Raw genomic sequence first — 16142 nt, forward strand, 5'->3', positions numbered from 1 at the left:
ATTGCCGCCTAAACGTATATCCTGACTGCAACTTTCTCGAATTTGCCATGCAAAGCACTGGTTCTGAAAGCTCAATATCAGAAAGTTCAGTATTGGACATTCTCAAAAAACGTTTGCAGGTGGACTATGACCAAATAGTCAAATTCTGCGAGCAGTTTGACATCGTTGAACTAGGGGTGTTTGGGTCAGTCTTACGGGATGATTTCCGACCAGATGGGGAAAATCCCAGCGATGTAGATCTTTTAATAGAATTTGCTCCGGAACAAAAGCTAACTTGGCCCATATGGTTAGATTTACAGGAAACATCTGAAAAACTTTTTAAACGCAAAGTTGATTTAGTACAAAAACACCTTCTGGAGAATCCTTATCGACGGGCAGAAATTCTAAAGACAAATCGTATTATCTATGAGCGATCTTAATCGAGATGCTGCTGCCATTTGGGATATGGCCCGAGCGATTCGAGAAATCCAGGAATTTACAGCTGATTTTTCTGAAGACAGTTTCTTGGAAACACTCTGGATAAAAAGGGTGGTAGAACGTAATTTTGAAATTTTAGGAGAAGCTTGTCGACGAGTATCGGTAGAGTTTCAACAGGCACATCCTGAAATCGATTGGCGCAATACGGTTGCATTGAGGAATATTATTGCCCATCGCTATGAGCGGGTAAATTACAAATTACTTTGGATGATTATTCAGAACACCTTACCTGCACTTTTGATGAGTTTGGATAGCTTGCTGCAAGATATGCCAGCGATTGACTGATTATTTCCATATGCGTGGACTATTTGTTGGGCTCATGACCCTCGACTGCATCTATCAAGCGCAGCGACCACCCCAGGCGAATGAAAAGCTGGTGGCTGCGTCCGCAGTGATGGCAGCAGGTGGCCCGGCAACGAATGCGGCGGTGGCGTTTTCAGCCTTAGGCGGTCAGGCCAAGGTAATGGTTTCAGTGGGGCAACACCCCGTCACAACGCTGCTGCGGGAGGATATGGCTCAGGTGGGGGTGAACATTCAGGATTTGACGCCTGAGCGACAAGAACCGCCACCGATGTCTTCCATTGTTGTTTCTAAAGCCTCAGGGGAACGTGCTGTTATCTCCCGGAATGCGGTGGGATTGCAGGTCGACCCTCAAACCGTGGATCTAGTGGATCTGACAGGTATAGATGTTGTGCTGTTGGATGGTCATCAAATGGCATTGGGGCAACAAATTGCCAAAGCTGCTCAGCCGTTAGGTATTCCTGTTGTTGTGGATGCAGGTAGTTGGAAGCCGGGGTTTGACCAGGTGCTTGCCCTGGCCACGGTGGTGATTGCGTCGGCAAACTTTAAACCGCCGGGTGACCAAGATGCGTTGACTTACCTACAAGGACTAGGGATACCCCATATTGCCATTACCCATGGTGAGCGACCCATTGTCTTCAGCGAGCAGGGGCGGGTGGGCGAGCTACCGGTGCCGACGACAACCGTGGTGGATACCTTGGGGACAGGGGATATTTTCCATGGGGCATTTTGCTATGCTTGGGCAGGCGATTTCCCAAGGGCTTTGGCAGAGGCGACTCGGGTGGCTAGCTTTAGCTGTCGAACCTTTGGTACCCGCACATGGATTCGTGATTATGGTGAGTCAATCCAGACAAATTCATAGATTCTCTACTGAGGGCATCAGTATGGTTCGGTAAACTGTACAGGGAGTCGTCTAACTTTTTGTTAAATCTTTAGCGTTATTATTATGGCCTACGAAAAGGAAAAAGAAATTGCGATCGCAGCAGTACAAGCTGCGGCCACTATATGTGAAAAAGTACGGGCTGAAATGGTACCTGAAGCGATTGAAAAATCTGATAAAAGCCCGGTAACTGTCGCCGACTTTGGTGCCCAGGCGATTGTATGCAAAATGCTTAAAGACGCCTTCCCCAACGATCCCATTGTCGGTGAAGAAGACGCTGACGATCTCAGAACGCCAGAGATGGCCGCTCGGCTTACCCAGGTGACTGGCTATGTCAAGGCTGTTCTTCCTGATGCTACCGATGAGCAGATTCCTGGCTGGATTGACCAAGGTAATGGTGATGTGAGCCCCCGCTATTGGACCCTAGATCCCATTGATGGTACCAAGGGCTTTTTGCGGGGTGACCAGTATGCCGTTGCCCTGGCCATGGTGGAAGATGGTGATTTGAAGGTGGGTGTCTTAGGGTGTCCTGCCCTGAAGTTAAATGGACGTTCTGGCATCTTGTTCGTGGCTGTTCGCGGTGAAGGGACCATGATGATGGACATGGATGGCAACAATCCTGAGAAGATTTCTGTAACGTCTTCTTCTGACACTGCTAACTTCCGTTTTGTGGAAAGTGTGGCCCACAGTGACCAAGAGCTTCATTCACGCATTGCCCAGGCGGCTGGTATTACCACTGAGGCCATTCGTATGGATAGCCAGGCTAAATATGGTACTGTCGCCTCTGGTAATGCCGTCCTTTATTTGCGACTACCCTCTCCTAAGTACCCTGGATATCGTGAAAAGATCTGGGATCATGCGGCTGGTGTGTTGGTAATTGAAGAGGCCGGTGGCAAAGTAACCGATATGCATGGCAAGACCTTAGACTTCTCCAAGGAGCCTCGCTTTGTGGATACTCAAGGTGTGGTTGTCAGTAACGGTGAAATTCACGACAAGGTCCTAGCAGTATTAACTAACTAGATCAACCATCTCATTAAAAGCCTGGAGGGTGCACCATGGGTGCGCCCTTTTTTATATTGAAATCTCATCGAGCCAGGTCTTATGTCTAACAAGGTGTTAGTTTCTGATAGGTCTTGAGGAGATCGAATGGGGCCGTGAGTTTAAACAGAAGAAAGTCATAGCCCATGGGTTAGGCCTTAAACGGATTGTGCGATCGCAAGCCCTTCTAAAACGGACAAGCTCACTGGCTGCACCTGTGAACTAAATCCCATCAACTGCCCAGAGACTTTAGCAAACTTGATTGGATCGCCACTGACATAAAAGTCTATGTCTGGTTTCGACTGGGTGTTGCGTAAGCCCAGCATGTCTAACTCTTTAGCCATAGCAGACACCAATGACTGGGCTGGATTAATCACCTTAATGGATGGTGGCAAAATTTGCTCCATCAATGGAGCTAGGTGAGGGTAGTGGGTACAGCCATATACCAATGTGTCGATATTGGCAGCCATCAGAGGCTTCAAATAATCTGTAGCCACTGCCCGTGTGTAGGGATCATCAATCCGATTTTTTTCAATTAAAGGCACAAAATCAGGACAGCCAACCTGCCAAACTTCAGCTACTGGCGATGCTTCTAAAATCGCCTGCTTGTAAGCATTGCTGTTGGCCGTCGCGACTGTAGAAATGACACCAATGCGTCGACCTGCCTTAGCCGCTGCCCGTGCCCCTGGCAAAATAATCCCGAGAATGGGCATGTCAAATTCTGCCCGAACCGTTTCTAGGGCCAATGCTGAACTGGTATTACAGGCCATCACTACCATCTTGACGCCCTGCCCCTGCATCCAAGTAATGATTTCCCGCACAAACCTTAATAGCTCTGTCTGAGAGCGATCGCCATAGGGCACCCGAGCAGTATCGCCAAAGTACAGTAGAGACTCAGTGGGGAGATGGGCCATAATCTCCCGTAATACCGTTAATCCTCCAACACCGCTGTCAAAAACGCCAATTTTACCGGTTTGGATGGGCATCTGAAGGATTTTTGCCATGGGGAAGACGCTTACTAAATTGGATATTTTACGTTGCTTAGAGTTTAGTTGGATTTTTGACAGATTTTAGTTTCATACAAAACTTTTAAGCAAAAAGCCGTAACTTCGAATGTTATCGAAACTGTCTGAATTGCTATGAAACCCACTCAGCATCTGACCATGTTGCATGGTCCTAGCCCATGCAACATGCTTTAATTGGCTCGCATGATAACTAAATCCAACTACTTTTTACAGGTCAGAGTTAATTTTGTCTAAAAAATTGGTCCCCTACACTTAGCCAGAAGCCATAGCCTACGTCAGTGACTCCATTGATTCGCTAGAACCAAAGGTAATCTCTAAAATTCCTCAGCGATATCAGCAATAATGCGCAATTATACGACTAGCCACAGCTTTGTTATTCACACTCGGCTGCGGCTAGTTGCACATAGACAACAGATTTTGGTCTAAGGAAAACTCAGTCTGTAGCTGCCTCAGCCATTTCTTGGGGAGCTTTTATGTCAGTGGGACAATTGGGATCATCATCATCGTCGGTATTAAAGACGACACGCAGGAGTGGCGGGGCGATAAACGTAGTCAGGATAACCATCACAATAATGGCTGCATCCAACGATTCTGAGAGGACGCCACTAGCAGCACCTACGCCGGCAAACACCAGACCCACTTCGCCTCGAGGAATCATGCCAACACCAATGGCCATGCGGTTGATTCCATCTTGACCAAAGACCGTAAATCCAGTGATGATTTTGCCGAGGATGGCAACGACAACCAAAAAGGAGGCAATAACCAAGCCTTCACGGTTCGCTGGGTTGAGAGGGTTCAGGACGCTGATGTCTGTATGGGCACCCACGGTAACAAAAAAGACGGGCACCAGCATGTCTGCAATTGGGCTGATTTGTTCCTCCAATTCCTTCCGTTTACTGGTTTCAGCCAAAATCAAGCCGGCAGCAAATGCTCCAAGGATTGCTTCTAGCTGAATGGCTGCGGCAATGTAGGACAGCACAAATGCAAAAACCAGGGAGCTAATCAGCACCTGGCCACGGGTTTGCATATTGTCGACCAGTGCAACGAACAGTGGGCTGAGTAGCCGCCCAACCAAAATTGAGCCTACTAGAAATACAGCTGCACCAATAATTAGAAAAATCACATTGGTGATTTCGATTTCACCGGTTTTGGCAAGGCTGGCGACAACGGCTAAGACAATGATGCCTAATACATCGTCTAAAACAGCAGCACCAATAATAATTTGTCCTTCCCGTGAACTGAGCGTTTGCAGCTCTGCCAATACCTTGGCTGTAATACCAATACTGGTTGCGGTGAGTGCAGCCCCAGCAAATACAGCTGGAATTGTTGACACATTAAATAGGGCAATCAACCCGGCAGTGCCCGCTACAAAGGGTACAACTACACCGACAACGGCAACAACTGCTGCTTGGGGACCGACTCGAATCAGTTCTTTGAGGTCGGATTCTAAGCCGATTTCAAACAGCAGAATAATGACACCAATCTCAGCCAGAACAGAAATCACCTCACTCTGGCTTTTAAATATTGTTAGCAGCGCATCCGGATCCAAATGGGCGGTGAGTTGGACAAAATCCATGAGCACCGAGTGGACAGGCTCGGCTCCTTCAGGAAAAACAACTAGGTTGAGGGCTGAGATTCCGACAATTACCCCACCGACTAGCTCACCCAGAACAGATGGCAAATTAACCCGAGCGCAAAGCTCACCACCGATTTTCGCGGCTAAGTAAATAACAATTAAACTAAGTAACACGCTGGCTAAGACAAATGGCCCTAACTCAGCCTCATTAACTTCAGCTAATAAAAACGTACTGCTTTCTATGCCTGAAAGCACTCCGGTTATATCGATCATACGAACCGTAGAAATTTACTTATCCTGTTTACTCTACATGAGTTAGCTCGATGCTATTAGCTCATTACGATCAGGTTCATCCCTTTCTTTAAGGAAAAATTCATACTTCTGTCATAATGCGAGTTGCAAATATTTAATAGATGCTCTATGCAAATACCCGATGGTTTAGAGATGGCATCTGTTGTCGGACCTGTCCCAGTCGTGATGGGGTGATTTCGGCGATGGCCATGCCTACATCTTGTCCTGCATCTGCTAGCACAATACCCCAGGGATCAACAATCATGGCATGGCCATGGGACTGGCGAATGGTGTTATGGAACCCAGTCTGGGCAGGGGCAATTATATAACAAGTGTTTTCAATGGCTCGTGCCTGGAGCAATACTTGCCAATGATCTTTGCCGGTATAAGCCGTAAAGGCTGCAGGCACCGTAATCACTTCTGCCCCTAGTTGAGACAAGTGCCGATAGAGTTCTGGAAAACGCACATCATAACAAACGGACATGCCTAGAACTCCGAGATTAGGAGTTTTGCATACCGTTGGTAGTTGATGTCCCGAGGTGACTGTGGCAGATTCTTGATAGGTATTGCCATCGGGCAGGTTGACATCAAATAGATGTACCTTTTCGTAACGCAACAAGACCTTGCCGTTGGGGTCAACTAAAAGTGCCGTGTTATAAACACGGTCATCTTTTGTAGGGACAGGGTATCCACCACCCAACAATGTGACCTGATAGCGTTGGGCCATGGTTTTGAGAAACTGCTCACTGGCAGCGCAAATCTCAGTGGCTTGGGCTAACTTACCGGCTTCATCTCCGAGAAAGGAAAAGTTCTCAGGGAGGGTAATGTACTCGGCTCCACGACGTACGGCCAGGTCAATGAGGTCCTCGGCCTGAGTAAGATTCTTTCTCAGGTCAGGTACGCTGGTCATCTGCAACGCTGCAGCCAGATAGGATTTCATGTGGGCGCTTACTAGTGATATTTGACCTTGGCCCTTTATTCTACGGGGCAAATTGGTCAGTTGGAAAGCGCCGTTGGTGGCCTATTTTTATACATCGCGGTTCTACACCTCTAACAGAGCTAGTTGCCAGACTTGGTAGCCTAATCGGTTGAGATGTAAGCCATCCGTCGTCAATTCTTGGCGAAGATTGCCGGTATCGTTACTGAAGCTGGGATGGAGGTCTAAGTAATCTAACTGATGGTAGTCGGTGAGTTCAGCGATACGGGTATTGAGGGAGCGCACACGACTGCTGGGGATATTTTCCCAACGGGTAGGCAGGATGGAATGGACAACGACGCGGGCATAGGGGTGCTGCTGTCGTAGTCGCGCCATGATCTGGTTGAGATTGGTCAGAATTTCGTGGTCGCTGGCCCCGTTTTTGAGGTCGTTAACACCGGCCATGAGATGAATGGTGTCGGGGCTGGTGTTGGCGAATGCGGAAAGTCGCTTGAGGATACCGCTTGTAGTATCGCCAGAAATTCCTTGGTTGAGCCAGAAGCGATCGCGAGGCAATAGCTCAGGAGGCAGCCACATGCTCAGGGAATCGCCGACGACAACGGTGAGTCGATTGCTGCCTTGGCCAGATGCGATCGCATCTGCCTCTTGCTTTAATAGACCTTGCCATTCTTCATAGGTGGGCTGATACGTTGCTTTGGCCCACTGACCTTGGAAACTCTCTGGTGCTACCCGTGTATATAACGAACCAGATTTTAACGCAGCCCAACGTTGCTCAAACAGCTGTGGACCACTATTCGGTCGAGGCCCAGCAATTACGGTTGCCTGACGACGAGCTACCTCCAATGCCCGAGGCGTGGTCGCGTAGGCCGTTGGTTCAGGGCGGTGACGCGCTGTTTGCTGGAGGTGTAAAAGTTTTTGTCTGCGAGCCGCAACTTCCCTAGAAAACTCAGGTGTCAGAGCCATGTCGCCCAGTACTGCTGGTTGAGGGAGCGACTGCTCAATCTGGCTAGCTGCATCAACAGCGGCTTGAGCCATCGGCGCGATGTCAGCGTCCGAATTCGGACCACTAAGGGGTTCCGCAGCAGTGAGCTGTGCCATCAACATCAGTAGGTCTGACATATGCCTGAATTTCCTCGCCTATGGAGAACAGAACTTATATACTTAAAACGCATGCTCCAGGGGCAATCAGGACGAAATATGGTCCAGACCCATATATCAAAAACTGTAAAGAATTTCGGAAATAGATAATTCAGTTGATTCTGTAGTGTCTCTAATTAACCCTTGACAGTATCTGCCAAAATTAACGATGATTAGAGTCTGTGCAAAAAACTGCTCGGATCAGGTTTGAAGCAGACAATGCTACCTGTACGGCAAGGGAGAAAGAATGACATACGCAATTATCGAAGCGAGTGGTACCCAACTGCGTGTTGAGCCTGGTCGCTTTTACGATATCAATCGTCTAGCAGTAGATGAAGACACCAGTATCACTATTGATAAGGTGCTATTAGTTAATGATGATGGTGAAACCAGTATCGGTCAGCCTCTTGTAGAGGGTGCTAGCGTGAGTGGTACTGTAGTCCGCCACTTACGAGGCAAAAAGGTCATCGTTTACAAGATGAAGCCTAAGAAGAAGACCCGTAAGAAACGTGGTCACCGTCAAGAACTCACTCGCCTGATGATTGATTCCATCAATATTGGTGGTAAAACGATCACTGCGGAAGACGCTCCTGCTGCTAGCGAAGAAGAATAGAGCGCTGAATCAAGGCATTAGTAGTCAGTTTATACTTAGGTAGACACGGAGATTTAAGTAATGGCTCATAAGAAAGGTACGGGTAGTACGCGAAATGGTCGCGACTCCAATGCGAAACGCCTAGGCGTTAAAAAATATGGTGGTGAAGCAGTAGTTGCAGGCAACATCATCATTCGTCAGCGTGGTACTAAAGTTCACCCTGGTGAGAATGTAGGACGTGGTAGTGATGACACTTTATTCGCTTTAATTGATGGCGTAGTTACCTTTGAGCGCAAGGGTAAGAGTCGTAAAAAAGTAAGCGTTTATCCAGCTACAGCTTAGGCACTTTTATCAGCAGTCATATTGTTGATTTAAAAACGCCTCGACTTTAGTAGTCGAGGCGTTTTTTATGGCAGCTATGCTCTTAGTACCTATGGAAGTGATGGCACTCATTAATTAAGGCTGAATGATATATATGTGTTCAAGTATGCTACAAAATGTATTAATGCATTGTTGTTGCTGACGTTGGGCTAGTTTTTGCATGCCTATGGTAGGTGATTTTAGAACTTAATCTGTACCGTGAGATTGGGAGAGTATTCTGTCAGTTTTTTGATTGGTAACCGATAGGGTGAAGAGTTCTCAGAATTGATAATTCATGATATACAAAAATCTGTTTAATTTGATTTTTTATTTCTGTTTTTAATCTCTTTTCTAAAACATTACCCTCGTGGGTGATGGTCTTCTAAAAAGTATCAAGCATGATGTAAATGCGCTGTAAAGCTAATCAAAAAAAGCGTAAAAAGCACTTTTTTGTATCGGTTTTCGGCTTAAACGAATAACATTAGGACATTCTTATGACTGCTCAACCAACCAAACAATTTTTCGGTTCTGAGACCTATTCCAAGAATATTCTTGGTCCTTCTTTTTTCTCAATGAGCGATTTGACTATCGCTGGAACAAGTGATGATACAAAAGCTGGTTTGACGCCTGCTCCTGCTAACTCTCCTTATATTGTTGCTGATAGCGAAGAGCTTTCTGTTAGCTTAAAAGTTACGTTTAACAAGAGCCCGCTGACTTCACTGCTAATGTGTCTAGGCACTGACGTCCATGTCCGCTTTGCCTTCGAAGGTATTGGTGGTGCAGCGGCTGAAGAGGATGTAGAAGTTGTCATCACAACGGTGAAAGATACCTATGAATATGAACTGAAGTGGACAGGTACGCCTGAAGATGCTCAGCTAACTGCCGGTCTTTACGGTGTAGCAGCAGTAGCTCAGATTGGTCCTGTTAAGCATAATTGCAGCCAGCCAATCATTGGTTACGGGTACCTGGCTGGTAAGCTTCTACAAGTTTATCCTGCTTAAGGTCTCACATAGCTTGTTTTGACAGGTAGATCTTTCTAATGCATGGCGTTAGGCTGGTGAATTTTTGTTCACCAGCTTTTCTTGTGTTTAAAGCTACAGTCTTGACTGGTTCAGTGCATTACCCTAGACAGCTAAAAATTAATGGGGCGCATTGTAAGTACTATTACTTAGTGCTGTCGACCTATGGGTTGGGCACACTAAGAAAGAATTTGAAAAAAGAAAAAAAGAGACGTATACTGCACAACAATTAACTGTTGTTTTTAGGTTTCCTCAAGATTTAAGCCATGGCATCCCAATGTCTTTTCTATCCGTTACGTAGTGTGATTCGTTGTATGGCTAAGGCCCATCTGACAGTGGCTCCCGAGGCTTACGAATCAGGCTTAGTTTGGGATGAAGCTCTGTTTACAGAGTTGACTAGCACGTTTTTGCAACCCTCGGTACAGCCGTTATTGGCATCTCCTTTTGCATCCCGTGACGAGGCGGCTATCGTTGAAGGTCAATTGGCTCAATCCCTCGTTAATTCCTACAGACGTATCCTACGGCAGCGGCAAGATGTCCGAGTGCAGCAGCTTAATGCGTTACTGGAGTCAGCTGTTGATTAAGCGGTTGCTAGATGCTTGCGAGCGGAGTTATAGTTACGGCGCAGAAATTTGAAGGCCTCTCGCTCAATCTGGCGAGCTCGCTCACGACTGACGTTGAGTTGTGAGCCAATTTGAGCAAATGTCATTTTTTGACCACCCTTGAGGCCAAAATGTAATGAAAGGACTTCTTGTTGCTGCTTAGTTAACGTGCTCATCATGTCAGCGACGTCTGAGTGCATCAGTTCTTGAGCTGCATAGTCCTCTGGTGATTGACTATCGTCTTCTAGAAGATCACCGAGTTCTACATCTTGGTTATCCCCTAAACGTAGATCGAGAGAGAGGGGTTGCCGATTATAACTGATGCAATCGCGAACTTTTTCAAGCGGCAAATCTAAAGCATTAGCAATTTCTTGAAATGTGGCAGAACGGCCCAGCTGTTGCGCCAACTGTCGCTGAGTCTTTTTGATTTTGTTGATCTTTTCGTGGATATGAATAGGCAAACGCATTGTGCGACTTTTCTCTGCGATCGCACGCGTCATTGCCTGCCGAATCCACCAATAAGCATAGGTAGAAAACCGATATCCTTTGGACGGATCAAATTTTTCTACGCCTCGTTGCAAACCAATGGTGCCTTCTTGAATGAGATCGAGTATCTCGACGTTACGTTTGAGATACTTTTTCGCCACAGAAACTACCAATCTCAGGTTAGCTTCCACCATTTGACGTTTAGCTCGCTGACCTTGCTCCACAGCCATTTTGAGTTCATCAATTGTCAGATTAGCTGCCTTGGACCAGTCTTCTAAAGTCGGCTCATGGCCAAGAGATTCTGCAAGGCCATCCTTTATAGTTTCAATCGTCATCAATGTCCGCACCGCATTGCCAAAGGTAACCTCCTGTTCTGGCGTTAGTAAGGGTACACGACCAATCTCTTTTAAGTAGATGCGAACTAAATCCTTATCGTTTTGAACAGTGCTCATTTTTCGAACGTGCTTAAAAGTAAAATTGACTTTGATCTTGAGGTGTGCAATCACCTGTCAGGCTATGGAAAACTTGAATGGCCCCAACGGATCAGTGATTGGGAATGGCTAATTGAGTCTTAATCAATCCTTTTGTATTAATTAATGTAAATAAAAATCAGAATTGCTTACAGGGGTGGAAAGCCGTATTTAAATTTTGCGGTTTGCCGAACTATCTGATTTGTCAAGGAAAAATGCTTGACTGTACGGATTTCCCCCTCCCTAGGCTGGGGTCGATTGCATTAGTGTTTTTAATGTAGTCCTTTACATAAGTTAATCGGCGAGGCAGCCATGGTATTCCCAGAACGTTAAGCAACCGTTTATCTACGCTTCAGTTCTTTCTCCGATCAGCTCTGTAAGTTGGAATTAGCAACATCATCACGCTTCACTCTCCATATCCCCCGTAGGTAGTCATCCGTTCCTAGGCTATCCACGTTATCTCGCAGACAAACTATCGAGAATTTTGTATTATGTTTGAGCTTTTCAACGACAAGGCAATCTCGGCCATTATGATTGCCCAGCAGCAGGCAAGCCGGTTACGCCAACACTATGTTGGAACCGAACTTATACTGGTTGGGGTCATTGCCCAAGGCGATAGTCTGGTTTCTCCCATTGTTCAGGAAGCTGGTATAACTTTACAGGTTTTACAGGAAGCAGTTGAGGCTACGCTAAAAAGTGATAGTAAGCAACCATCTGCCGAAATTCCCTTCACCCCTAGCGCTAAACAGCTTTTAGAGCAATCTCTCAAGGAAGCTCAGCAGTTAGATCAAAGCTACGTAAGTCCAGAGCACTTATTACTTGCAGTCACCAGCAGTGACAAAAGTTCTGCTGCCAAAATACTGATAACCCTAGGCGTAGACCTGGTCAAGCTCCGTATCGCAATTATTCGAGCAGTGGGTGAACGGATGCCTGTACCCACTGCCGGTAGTCGAGACGCTAGTGGCTTTAAGGGAAAAGCGTTGGAAGAGTTTGCCACTGACCTGACGAAATTAGCTGCCGAGGGCAAAATTGACCCGGTTGTTGGCCGCAGTCAGGAGATTGAGCGCGTTGTTCAGATTCTAGGTCGTCGTAGCAAAAATAACCCAGTACTTATTGGTGAGCCTGGTGTGGGTAAAACAGCGATTGCTGAGGGATTGGCTCAACGGATTATCAACCAAGATGTGCCGGAATTGCTTCTCGACCAGCGGGTGTTGAGTCTAGACATTAACTCATTAGTAGCGGGCACTCGATTTCGCGGAGACTTTGAAGAACGCCTCAAGCAGATTGTGGCTGAGGTTAACAAGGCTGGCAATATCATTTTTCTCATCGATGAAATTCATACCCTGGTGGGAACAGGTGGCATGGAAGGTGGCATGGATGCAGCCAACATGCTTAAGCCGGCTTTGGCCCGAGGTGAACTGCAGTGTATCGGTGCCACTACCCTCGACGAATATCGCAAGTACATTGAGAAAGATGCAGCTTTAGAGCGACGCTTTCAACCTGTAATGGTTAATGAACCTAGCGTTGAGGAGACGATTGAGATTCTGAAAGGAGTGCGATCTAGCTATGAGCAACATCACAATTTGCTCATTTCCGATGATGCTCTAGTGGCTGCTGCAAAATTGTCAAATCGTTATATCGCAGATCGCTATTTACCCGACAAGGCGATTGATTTAATTGATGAAGCGGGTTCCTGTGTGCATCTGCGTCATTCTCAGACGTCTTTAGCCAAAGAACTTAAGCAGTCTCTTCGTAAAATTATCTGGGATAAAGATGCTGCGGTAAAAGCTCAGGAATTTGATCGGGCTAGTGAGTTACGGGATCAGGAACTGGAACTGGAAGCTAAACTGCAAAATTTTAATGAGAACAGAGCTGCTATAGATACACGCCCTGTGGTGACAGTGGAGGATATTGCGCAGGTAGTGGCCTCGTGGACAGGTGTTCCAGCTAACCGGATTACTAAATCTGAGTCTGCCATGTTAATGAAGCTGGAAGAAACCCTACATCAGCGCATCATTGGTCAAGAAAACGCAGTGAATGCTGTTGCTAAGGCTATTCGGCGGGCCAGGGTTGGCTTAAGCAGTGAGCAGCGACCCATTGCGAGCTTTATTTTCTGTGGCCCTACTGGTGTCGGTAAAACTGAATTGACTAAGGCCTTGGCTGATAGTGTGTTTGGTGCTGAGGATGCCATTATCCGCTTGGATATGTCGGAATATATGGAGTCCCAATCAGTCGCTAAACTGATTGGCTCCCCTCCAGGATATGTGGGCTATGGCGATGGTGGTCAGCTGACAGAGGCTGTGCGACGTAAGCCCTACACAGTGGTCCTATTTGACGAGATTGAGAAGGCCCATCCAGATGTTTTCAATCTGTTGCTGCAGCTGTTAGATGATGGCCGATTAACTGACTCTCAAGGTCGTGTCGTGGATTTCAAAAACACTGTCATTATCATGACTTCAAATATTGGCTCCCGTGCCATTGAGAAGCAGGGTACGGGTATTGGTTTTGACATGATTGATGGAGATCTGGCTACGGCCCAATATACGCGCACCCGTGAGCAGGTCAATGATGCTCTTAAATCCTCTTTCCGACCTGAGTTTCTCAACCGTCTGGATGAGATTATTGTCTTCCATCAGCTTCAGCGTAGTGAGGTCAAACAAATTGCGGATATCTTGCTACAGGATGTGGCCAAGCGCTTAGTTGAACAGGCAATTAAGATTGAGGTCACCGAGGCCTTCAAGGACAAACTTGTTGTGGAAGGATACGACCCGAGCTACGGTGCACGTCCCCTAAGACGGGCGATTACTCGTTTGGTGGAAGACAGCTTGGCTGAAGCTCTTCTGGCTGGTGACATTCGTGCCGGTGAAACGGCTGTTCTTGATGTAAATGATGATGGCCAGGTAACAGTTCAGCGGGAGCGGGCATTAGCTCTTGTCAGCGGCTGATAGCAAAAGGCCCTAGACTGCCCAGGGATAGGGCATAAGGTTTTGGATTGGGTTGAGTTCAGTGCTGACTAACCATAGATGTTTTCTATGGATTAATCTGCCGAGAGTGTGGCAATGATTGTTTACATTGCGTTACACTTTCTATAGAAAGTTAGGAAGCAGTTCCATGAAGTCTACAAATTGCATTAACATCCAAGGTCCTGTTTGAGTAACTTTGTAATTAGGCTAGACGACTTACAAGAACAGCGGTTTAGCTTTAATAGATAGGCTGAATAATTTGATGATCCACTGGCCGGAATTGTGGCTTTGTTCTCATTTTGTTTACAGCTTTTGCCGAGTACTTTGTTTAGGTTTTGTTCCCTCATTAAGCAGACGGTATTAAGCGCCGATTTATCTGTGGACTTTTGATGTTGTTGTCAATGGTCTATTTGATAGTTGTGTACCAGTCTTCATGGGCTTTTAAAGACATCATTGATTTTCCCAATTGTCATACATTAACTAAGGAATTATTCAATCATGACATTTACTACAAGCACTTTTTCTAGTCAGTCTGTTAGTTTATTGGATGCTGTTCCAGCGACTGTTGCTGCATTTAAGCGCTTATCTACGGATGAGAAGCTTGGTGTACTTTGGTTTATTTATAAGGCGATGGGGAATGGTTCTGTTACGCCAGCTGCCACAGGGGCTGCCCGTCTGCAATTTGCTGAAGGCTTGCTCAGTCAGGTGAAGGCATTGGGGCCTGACGGTCAAATGGCTTTTATGCAAGATTTGATTGCTCAACGTAAGACATCCATGACCCAAGCCTATGGTGTACTAACTAATAACACTAAGCTTGCTTTCTGGTACCAGTTGGCAGAACTCATGCGCTCAGGAGATGTGATTGGAGTACCGACCAATTACGTACTTTCTCGCAATGCCAATGATATGTACAATCGCATTGTTGCCTTAGACTTTGGTCAACAGATTACGGTCTTGCGTCAGATTGTTGTCAATATGGGTTACGACTCATTTGCTTAGAGGGTTGACCAAGATGGCAACGATACACCTGATCGACCAGCAACTTGCAGATGCTACTGGGTTAGATAACCAATCTGAAGTGGTTTTGCGGTACTTTACACTGTTTAATCGCGGTGAGTATCAGCAGGTTGCTAATCTCTTTACTGTTGAAGGGAGTCTTTATCCGCCTTTCGAGGCCCCCGTTATCGGGCCAACTAAAATAAGAGATTATTTGGTTAAAGAGGCGGATGGAATGTCAGTTTCTCTGTTGGGTGCTGAAACATGTCAATTGAATAGTGAACGTCTGCAAGTTGACGTTCGCGGTAAAGTCACAGCGCTGGTTTTTAAGGTGAATGTTACCTGGCGCTTCATTTTGGCAGCAGATAACAAAATCGAGTCAGTTCGTATCAACCTTGTTGCAACTTTAGAGGAGCTTTTAAAGTTGCGACCTGAGAGTTAATTTAAGCAACGCTGGATAGCTCCCATGATTGGATCAGGGTATCACGCCCCAGGGCAATGTCTTGGGGCGCACACCGCCAGTCTGGATGGGCTGTCAATAAAAAAGCTTCAACTGTTTCATGATCAAATAAATGCCAAGCTAAGGCACCGTTAACAGGGTGTGGGATAGCGTAGAGATTACTTGTCAGATGGTGGATGGTGAGTCGCTCCCTCGTAAACGTTGGTAGTGTCAGTGTTGCGCCAACGGGTAATGAGCGAAAACTTTGAATGGCTTCCTTCAGAGTTTCCAGTGAGGGAATCAATAGTCCTGGAATTGTGATTTTTATGGTTGTTTCACCGTCAACCTTGATCCAATAGCGACGCACTGGGTCGATGCCGATAAGCCAAGCAGACTCATCGTCCAGGGTGTAGCGGGGGGCTAAAGAAAGTTTGGACTGCATGGGATTAATCGAGCAGAGAGCGGGCATTAAATCAACAAGTACCTACCTACACCATTACTTGGCTCGACAAGAAGTGCAATCTCTTGCAATAAAAGTTAAGTGTATTTGATGT

The 16142-nt window shown here is 46.4% G+C and carries 17 protein-coding genes; 11 read left to right on the forward strand and 6 right to left on the reverse strand.

Annotated elements, in window-relative coordinates; translation table 11 throughout:
* The first annotated feature begins 47 nt into the window (after positions 1 to 47).
* The 4 genes from U2F10_RS21160 to U2F10_RS21175 all read left to right on the forward strand — a co-directional run bounded on the left by U2F10_RS21160 (position 48) and on the right by U2F10_RS21175 (position 2677).
* The gene (locus U2F10_RS21160) at positions 48 to 419 is read left to right on the forward strand and encodes a nucleotidyltransferase family protein (RefSeq protein ID WP_163662305.1); all 372 of its coding nucleotides are present in this window, start codon (positions 48 to 50) and stop codon (positions 417 to 419) included.
* Positions 406 to 762 carry a HepT-like ribonuclease domain-containing protein gene (locus U2F10_RS21165; protein WP_163662303.1) on the forward strand — a complete coding sequence of 119 codons (357 nt, stop codon included), beginning with the start codon at positions 406 to 408 and terminating at the stop codon, positions 760 to 762. Before U2F10_RS21160 ends, U2F10_RS21165 begins: the two co-directional genes overlap by 14 nt.
* A gap of 10 nt (positions 763 to 772) precedes the next feature.
* Positions 773 to 1639, forward strand: coding sequence for a PfkB family carbohydrate kinase (locus tag U2F10_RS21170; protein WP_499873187.1), 867 nt, complete (start codon positions 773 to 775; stop codon positions 1637 to 1639).
* Between the two features lie 84 nt (positions 1640 to 1723).
* Positions 1724 to 2677 (forward strand): 3'(2'),5'-bisphosphate nucleotidase, encoded by a 954-nt coding sequence (locus U2F10_RS21175; RefSeq protein ID WP_163662299.1) that lies wholly within the window; start codon positions 1724 to 1726, stop codon positions 2675 to 2677.
* A 176-nt stretch (positions 2678 to 2853) separates the two neighbouring features.
* On the opposite strand, the gene murI is transcribed toward U2F10_RS21175, so the two are convergent.
* The 4 genes from murI to U2F10_RS21195 all read right to left on the reverse strand — a co-directional run bounded on the left by murI (position 2854) and on the right by U2F10_RS21195 (position 7643).
* Positions 2854 to 3699: a glutamate racemase gene (murI, locus tag U2F10_RS21180; protein ID WP_163698617.1), complete on the reverse strand. Its 846-nt coding sequence runs from the start codon at positions 3697 to 3699 to the stop codon at positions 2854 to 2856.
* A 454-nt stretch (positions 3700 to 4153) separates the two neighbouring features.
* Positions 4154 to 5569: a cation:proton antiporter gene (locus U2F10_RS21185; RefSeq protein ID WP_163662295.1), complete on the reverse strand. Its 1416-nt coding sequence runs from the start codon at positions 5567 to 5569 to the stop codon at positions 4154 to 4156.
* 145 nt (positions 5570 to 5714) lie between these two features.
* Positions 5715 to 6527, reverse strand: coding sequence for a carbon-nitrogen hydrolase family protein (locus U2F10_RS21190; protein ID WP_163662293.1), 813 nt, complete (start codon positions 6525 to 6527; stop codon positions 5715 to 5717).
* Positions 6528 to 6629: 102 nt separating this feature from the next.
* Positions 6630 to 7643, reverse strand: coding sequence for a GDSL-type esterase/lipase family protein (locus U2F10_RS21195; RefSeq protein ID WP_499873188.1), 1014 nt, complete (start codon positions 7641 to 7643; stop codon positions 6630 to 6632).
* Between the two features lie 265 nt (positions 7644 to 7908).
* Between U2F10_RS21195 and rplU the strand changes: the two genes are divergently transcribed.
* From rplU to U2F10_RS21215, 4 genes are all read left to right on the forward strand, one after another.
* Entirely contained in the window at positions 7909 to 8274 is a 366-nt protein-coding gene (gene rplU, locus U2F10_RS21200; protein WP_499873189.1) for a 50S ribosomal protein L21, read from the forward strand.
* A 60-nt stretch (positions 8275 to 8334) separates the two neighbouring features.
* A complete protein-coding gene (gene rpmA / locus U2F10_RS21205) occupies positions 8335 to 8595 on the forward strand; it encodes a 50S ribosomal protein L27 (protein ID WP_163662288.1) in 261 nt (86 codons plus the stop codon).
* A gap of 512 nt (positions 8596 to 9107) precedes the next feature.
* Positions 9108 to 9614: a hypothetical protein gene (locus U2F10_RS21210; RefSeq protein WP_499873190.1), complete on the forward strand. Its 507-nt coding sequence runs from the start codon at positions 9108 to 9110 to the stop codon at positions 9612 to 9614.
* A gap of 284 nt (positions 9615 to 9898) precedes the next feature.
* The gene (locus tag U2F10_RS21215) at positions 9899 to 10216 is read left to right on the forward strand and encodes a hypothetical protein (protein WP_499061163.1); all 318 of its coding nucleotides are present in this window, start codon (positions 9899 to 9901) and stop codon (positions 10214 to 10216) included.
* Here the strand turns inward: U2F10_RS21215 and U2F10_RS21220 are convergent.
* Positions 10213 to 11172, reverse strand: a complete 960-nt coding sequence (locus U2F10_RS21220; RefSeq protein WP_163662282.1) for an RpoD/SigA family RNA polymerase sigma factor — start codon at positions 11170 to 11172, stop codon at positions 10213 to 10215. The genes U2F10_RS21215 and U2F10_RS21220 overlap by 4 nt on opposite strands.
* A 509-nt stretch (positions 11173 to 11681) precedes the next feature.
* Here U2F10_RS21220 and U2F10_RS21225 point away from each other — a divergent pair.
* From U2F10_RS21225 to U2F10_RS21235, 3 genes are all read left to right on the forward strand, one after another.
* Entirely contained in the window at positions 11682 to 14135 is a 2454-nt protein-coding gene (locus tag U2F10_RS21225; protein WP_499873191.1) for an ATP-dependent Clp protease ATP-binding subunit, read from the forward strand.
* A gap of 516 nt (positions 14136 to 14651) precedes the next feature.
* Positions 14652 to 15152 carry an orange carotenoid protein N-terminal domain-containing protein gene (locus tag U2F10_RS21230; RefSeq protein ID WP_163662278.1) on the forward strand — a complete coding sequence of 167 codons (501 nt, stop codon included), beginning with the start codon at positions 14652 to 14654 and terminating at the stop codon, positions 15150 to 15152.
* Between the two features lie 13 nt (positions 15153 to 15165).
* Complete coding sequence (locus U2F10_RS21235) at positions 15166 to 15591, forward strand: nuclear transport factor 2 family protein (RefSeq protein WP_499873192.1); 426 nt, start codon at positions 15166 to 15168, stop codon at positions 15589 to 15591.
* A 1-nt stretch (position 15592) separates the two neighbouring features.
* Here the strand turns inward: U2F10_RS21235 and U2F10_RS21240 are convergent, their stop codons facing one another.
* A complete protein-coding gene (locus tag U2F10_RS21240; RefSeq protein WP_499873193.1) occupies positions 15593 to 16030 on the reverse strand; it encodes a hypothetical protein in 438 nt (145 codons plus the stop codon).
* Positions 16031 to 16142: the final 112 nt, after the last annotated feature.

The organism is Leptothoe sp. EHU-05/26/07-4, from assembly GCF_043421015.1.
GTDB classification, from domain to species: domain Bacteria; phylum Cyanobacteriota; class Cyanobacteriia; order Phormidesmidales; family Phormidesmidaceae; genus Leptothoe; species Leptothoe turfae.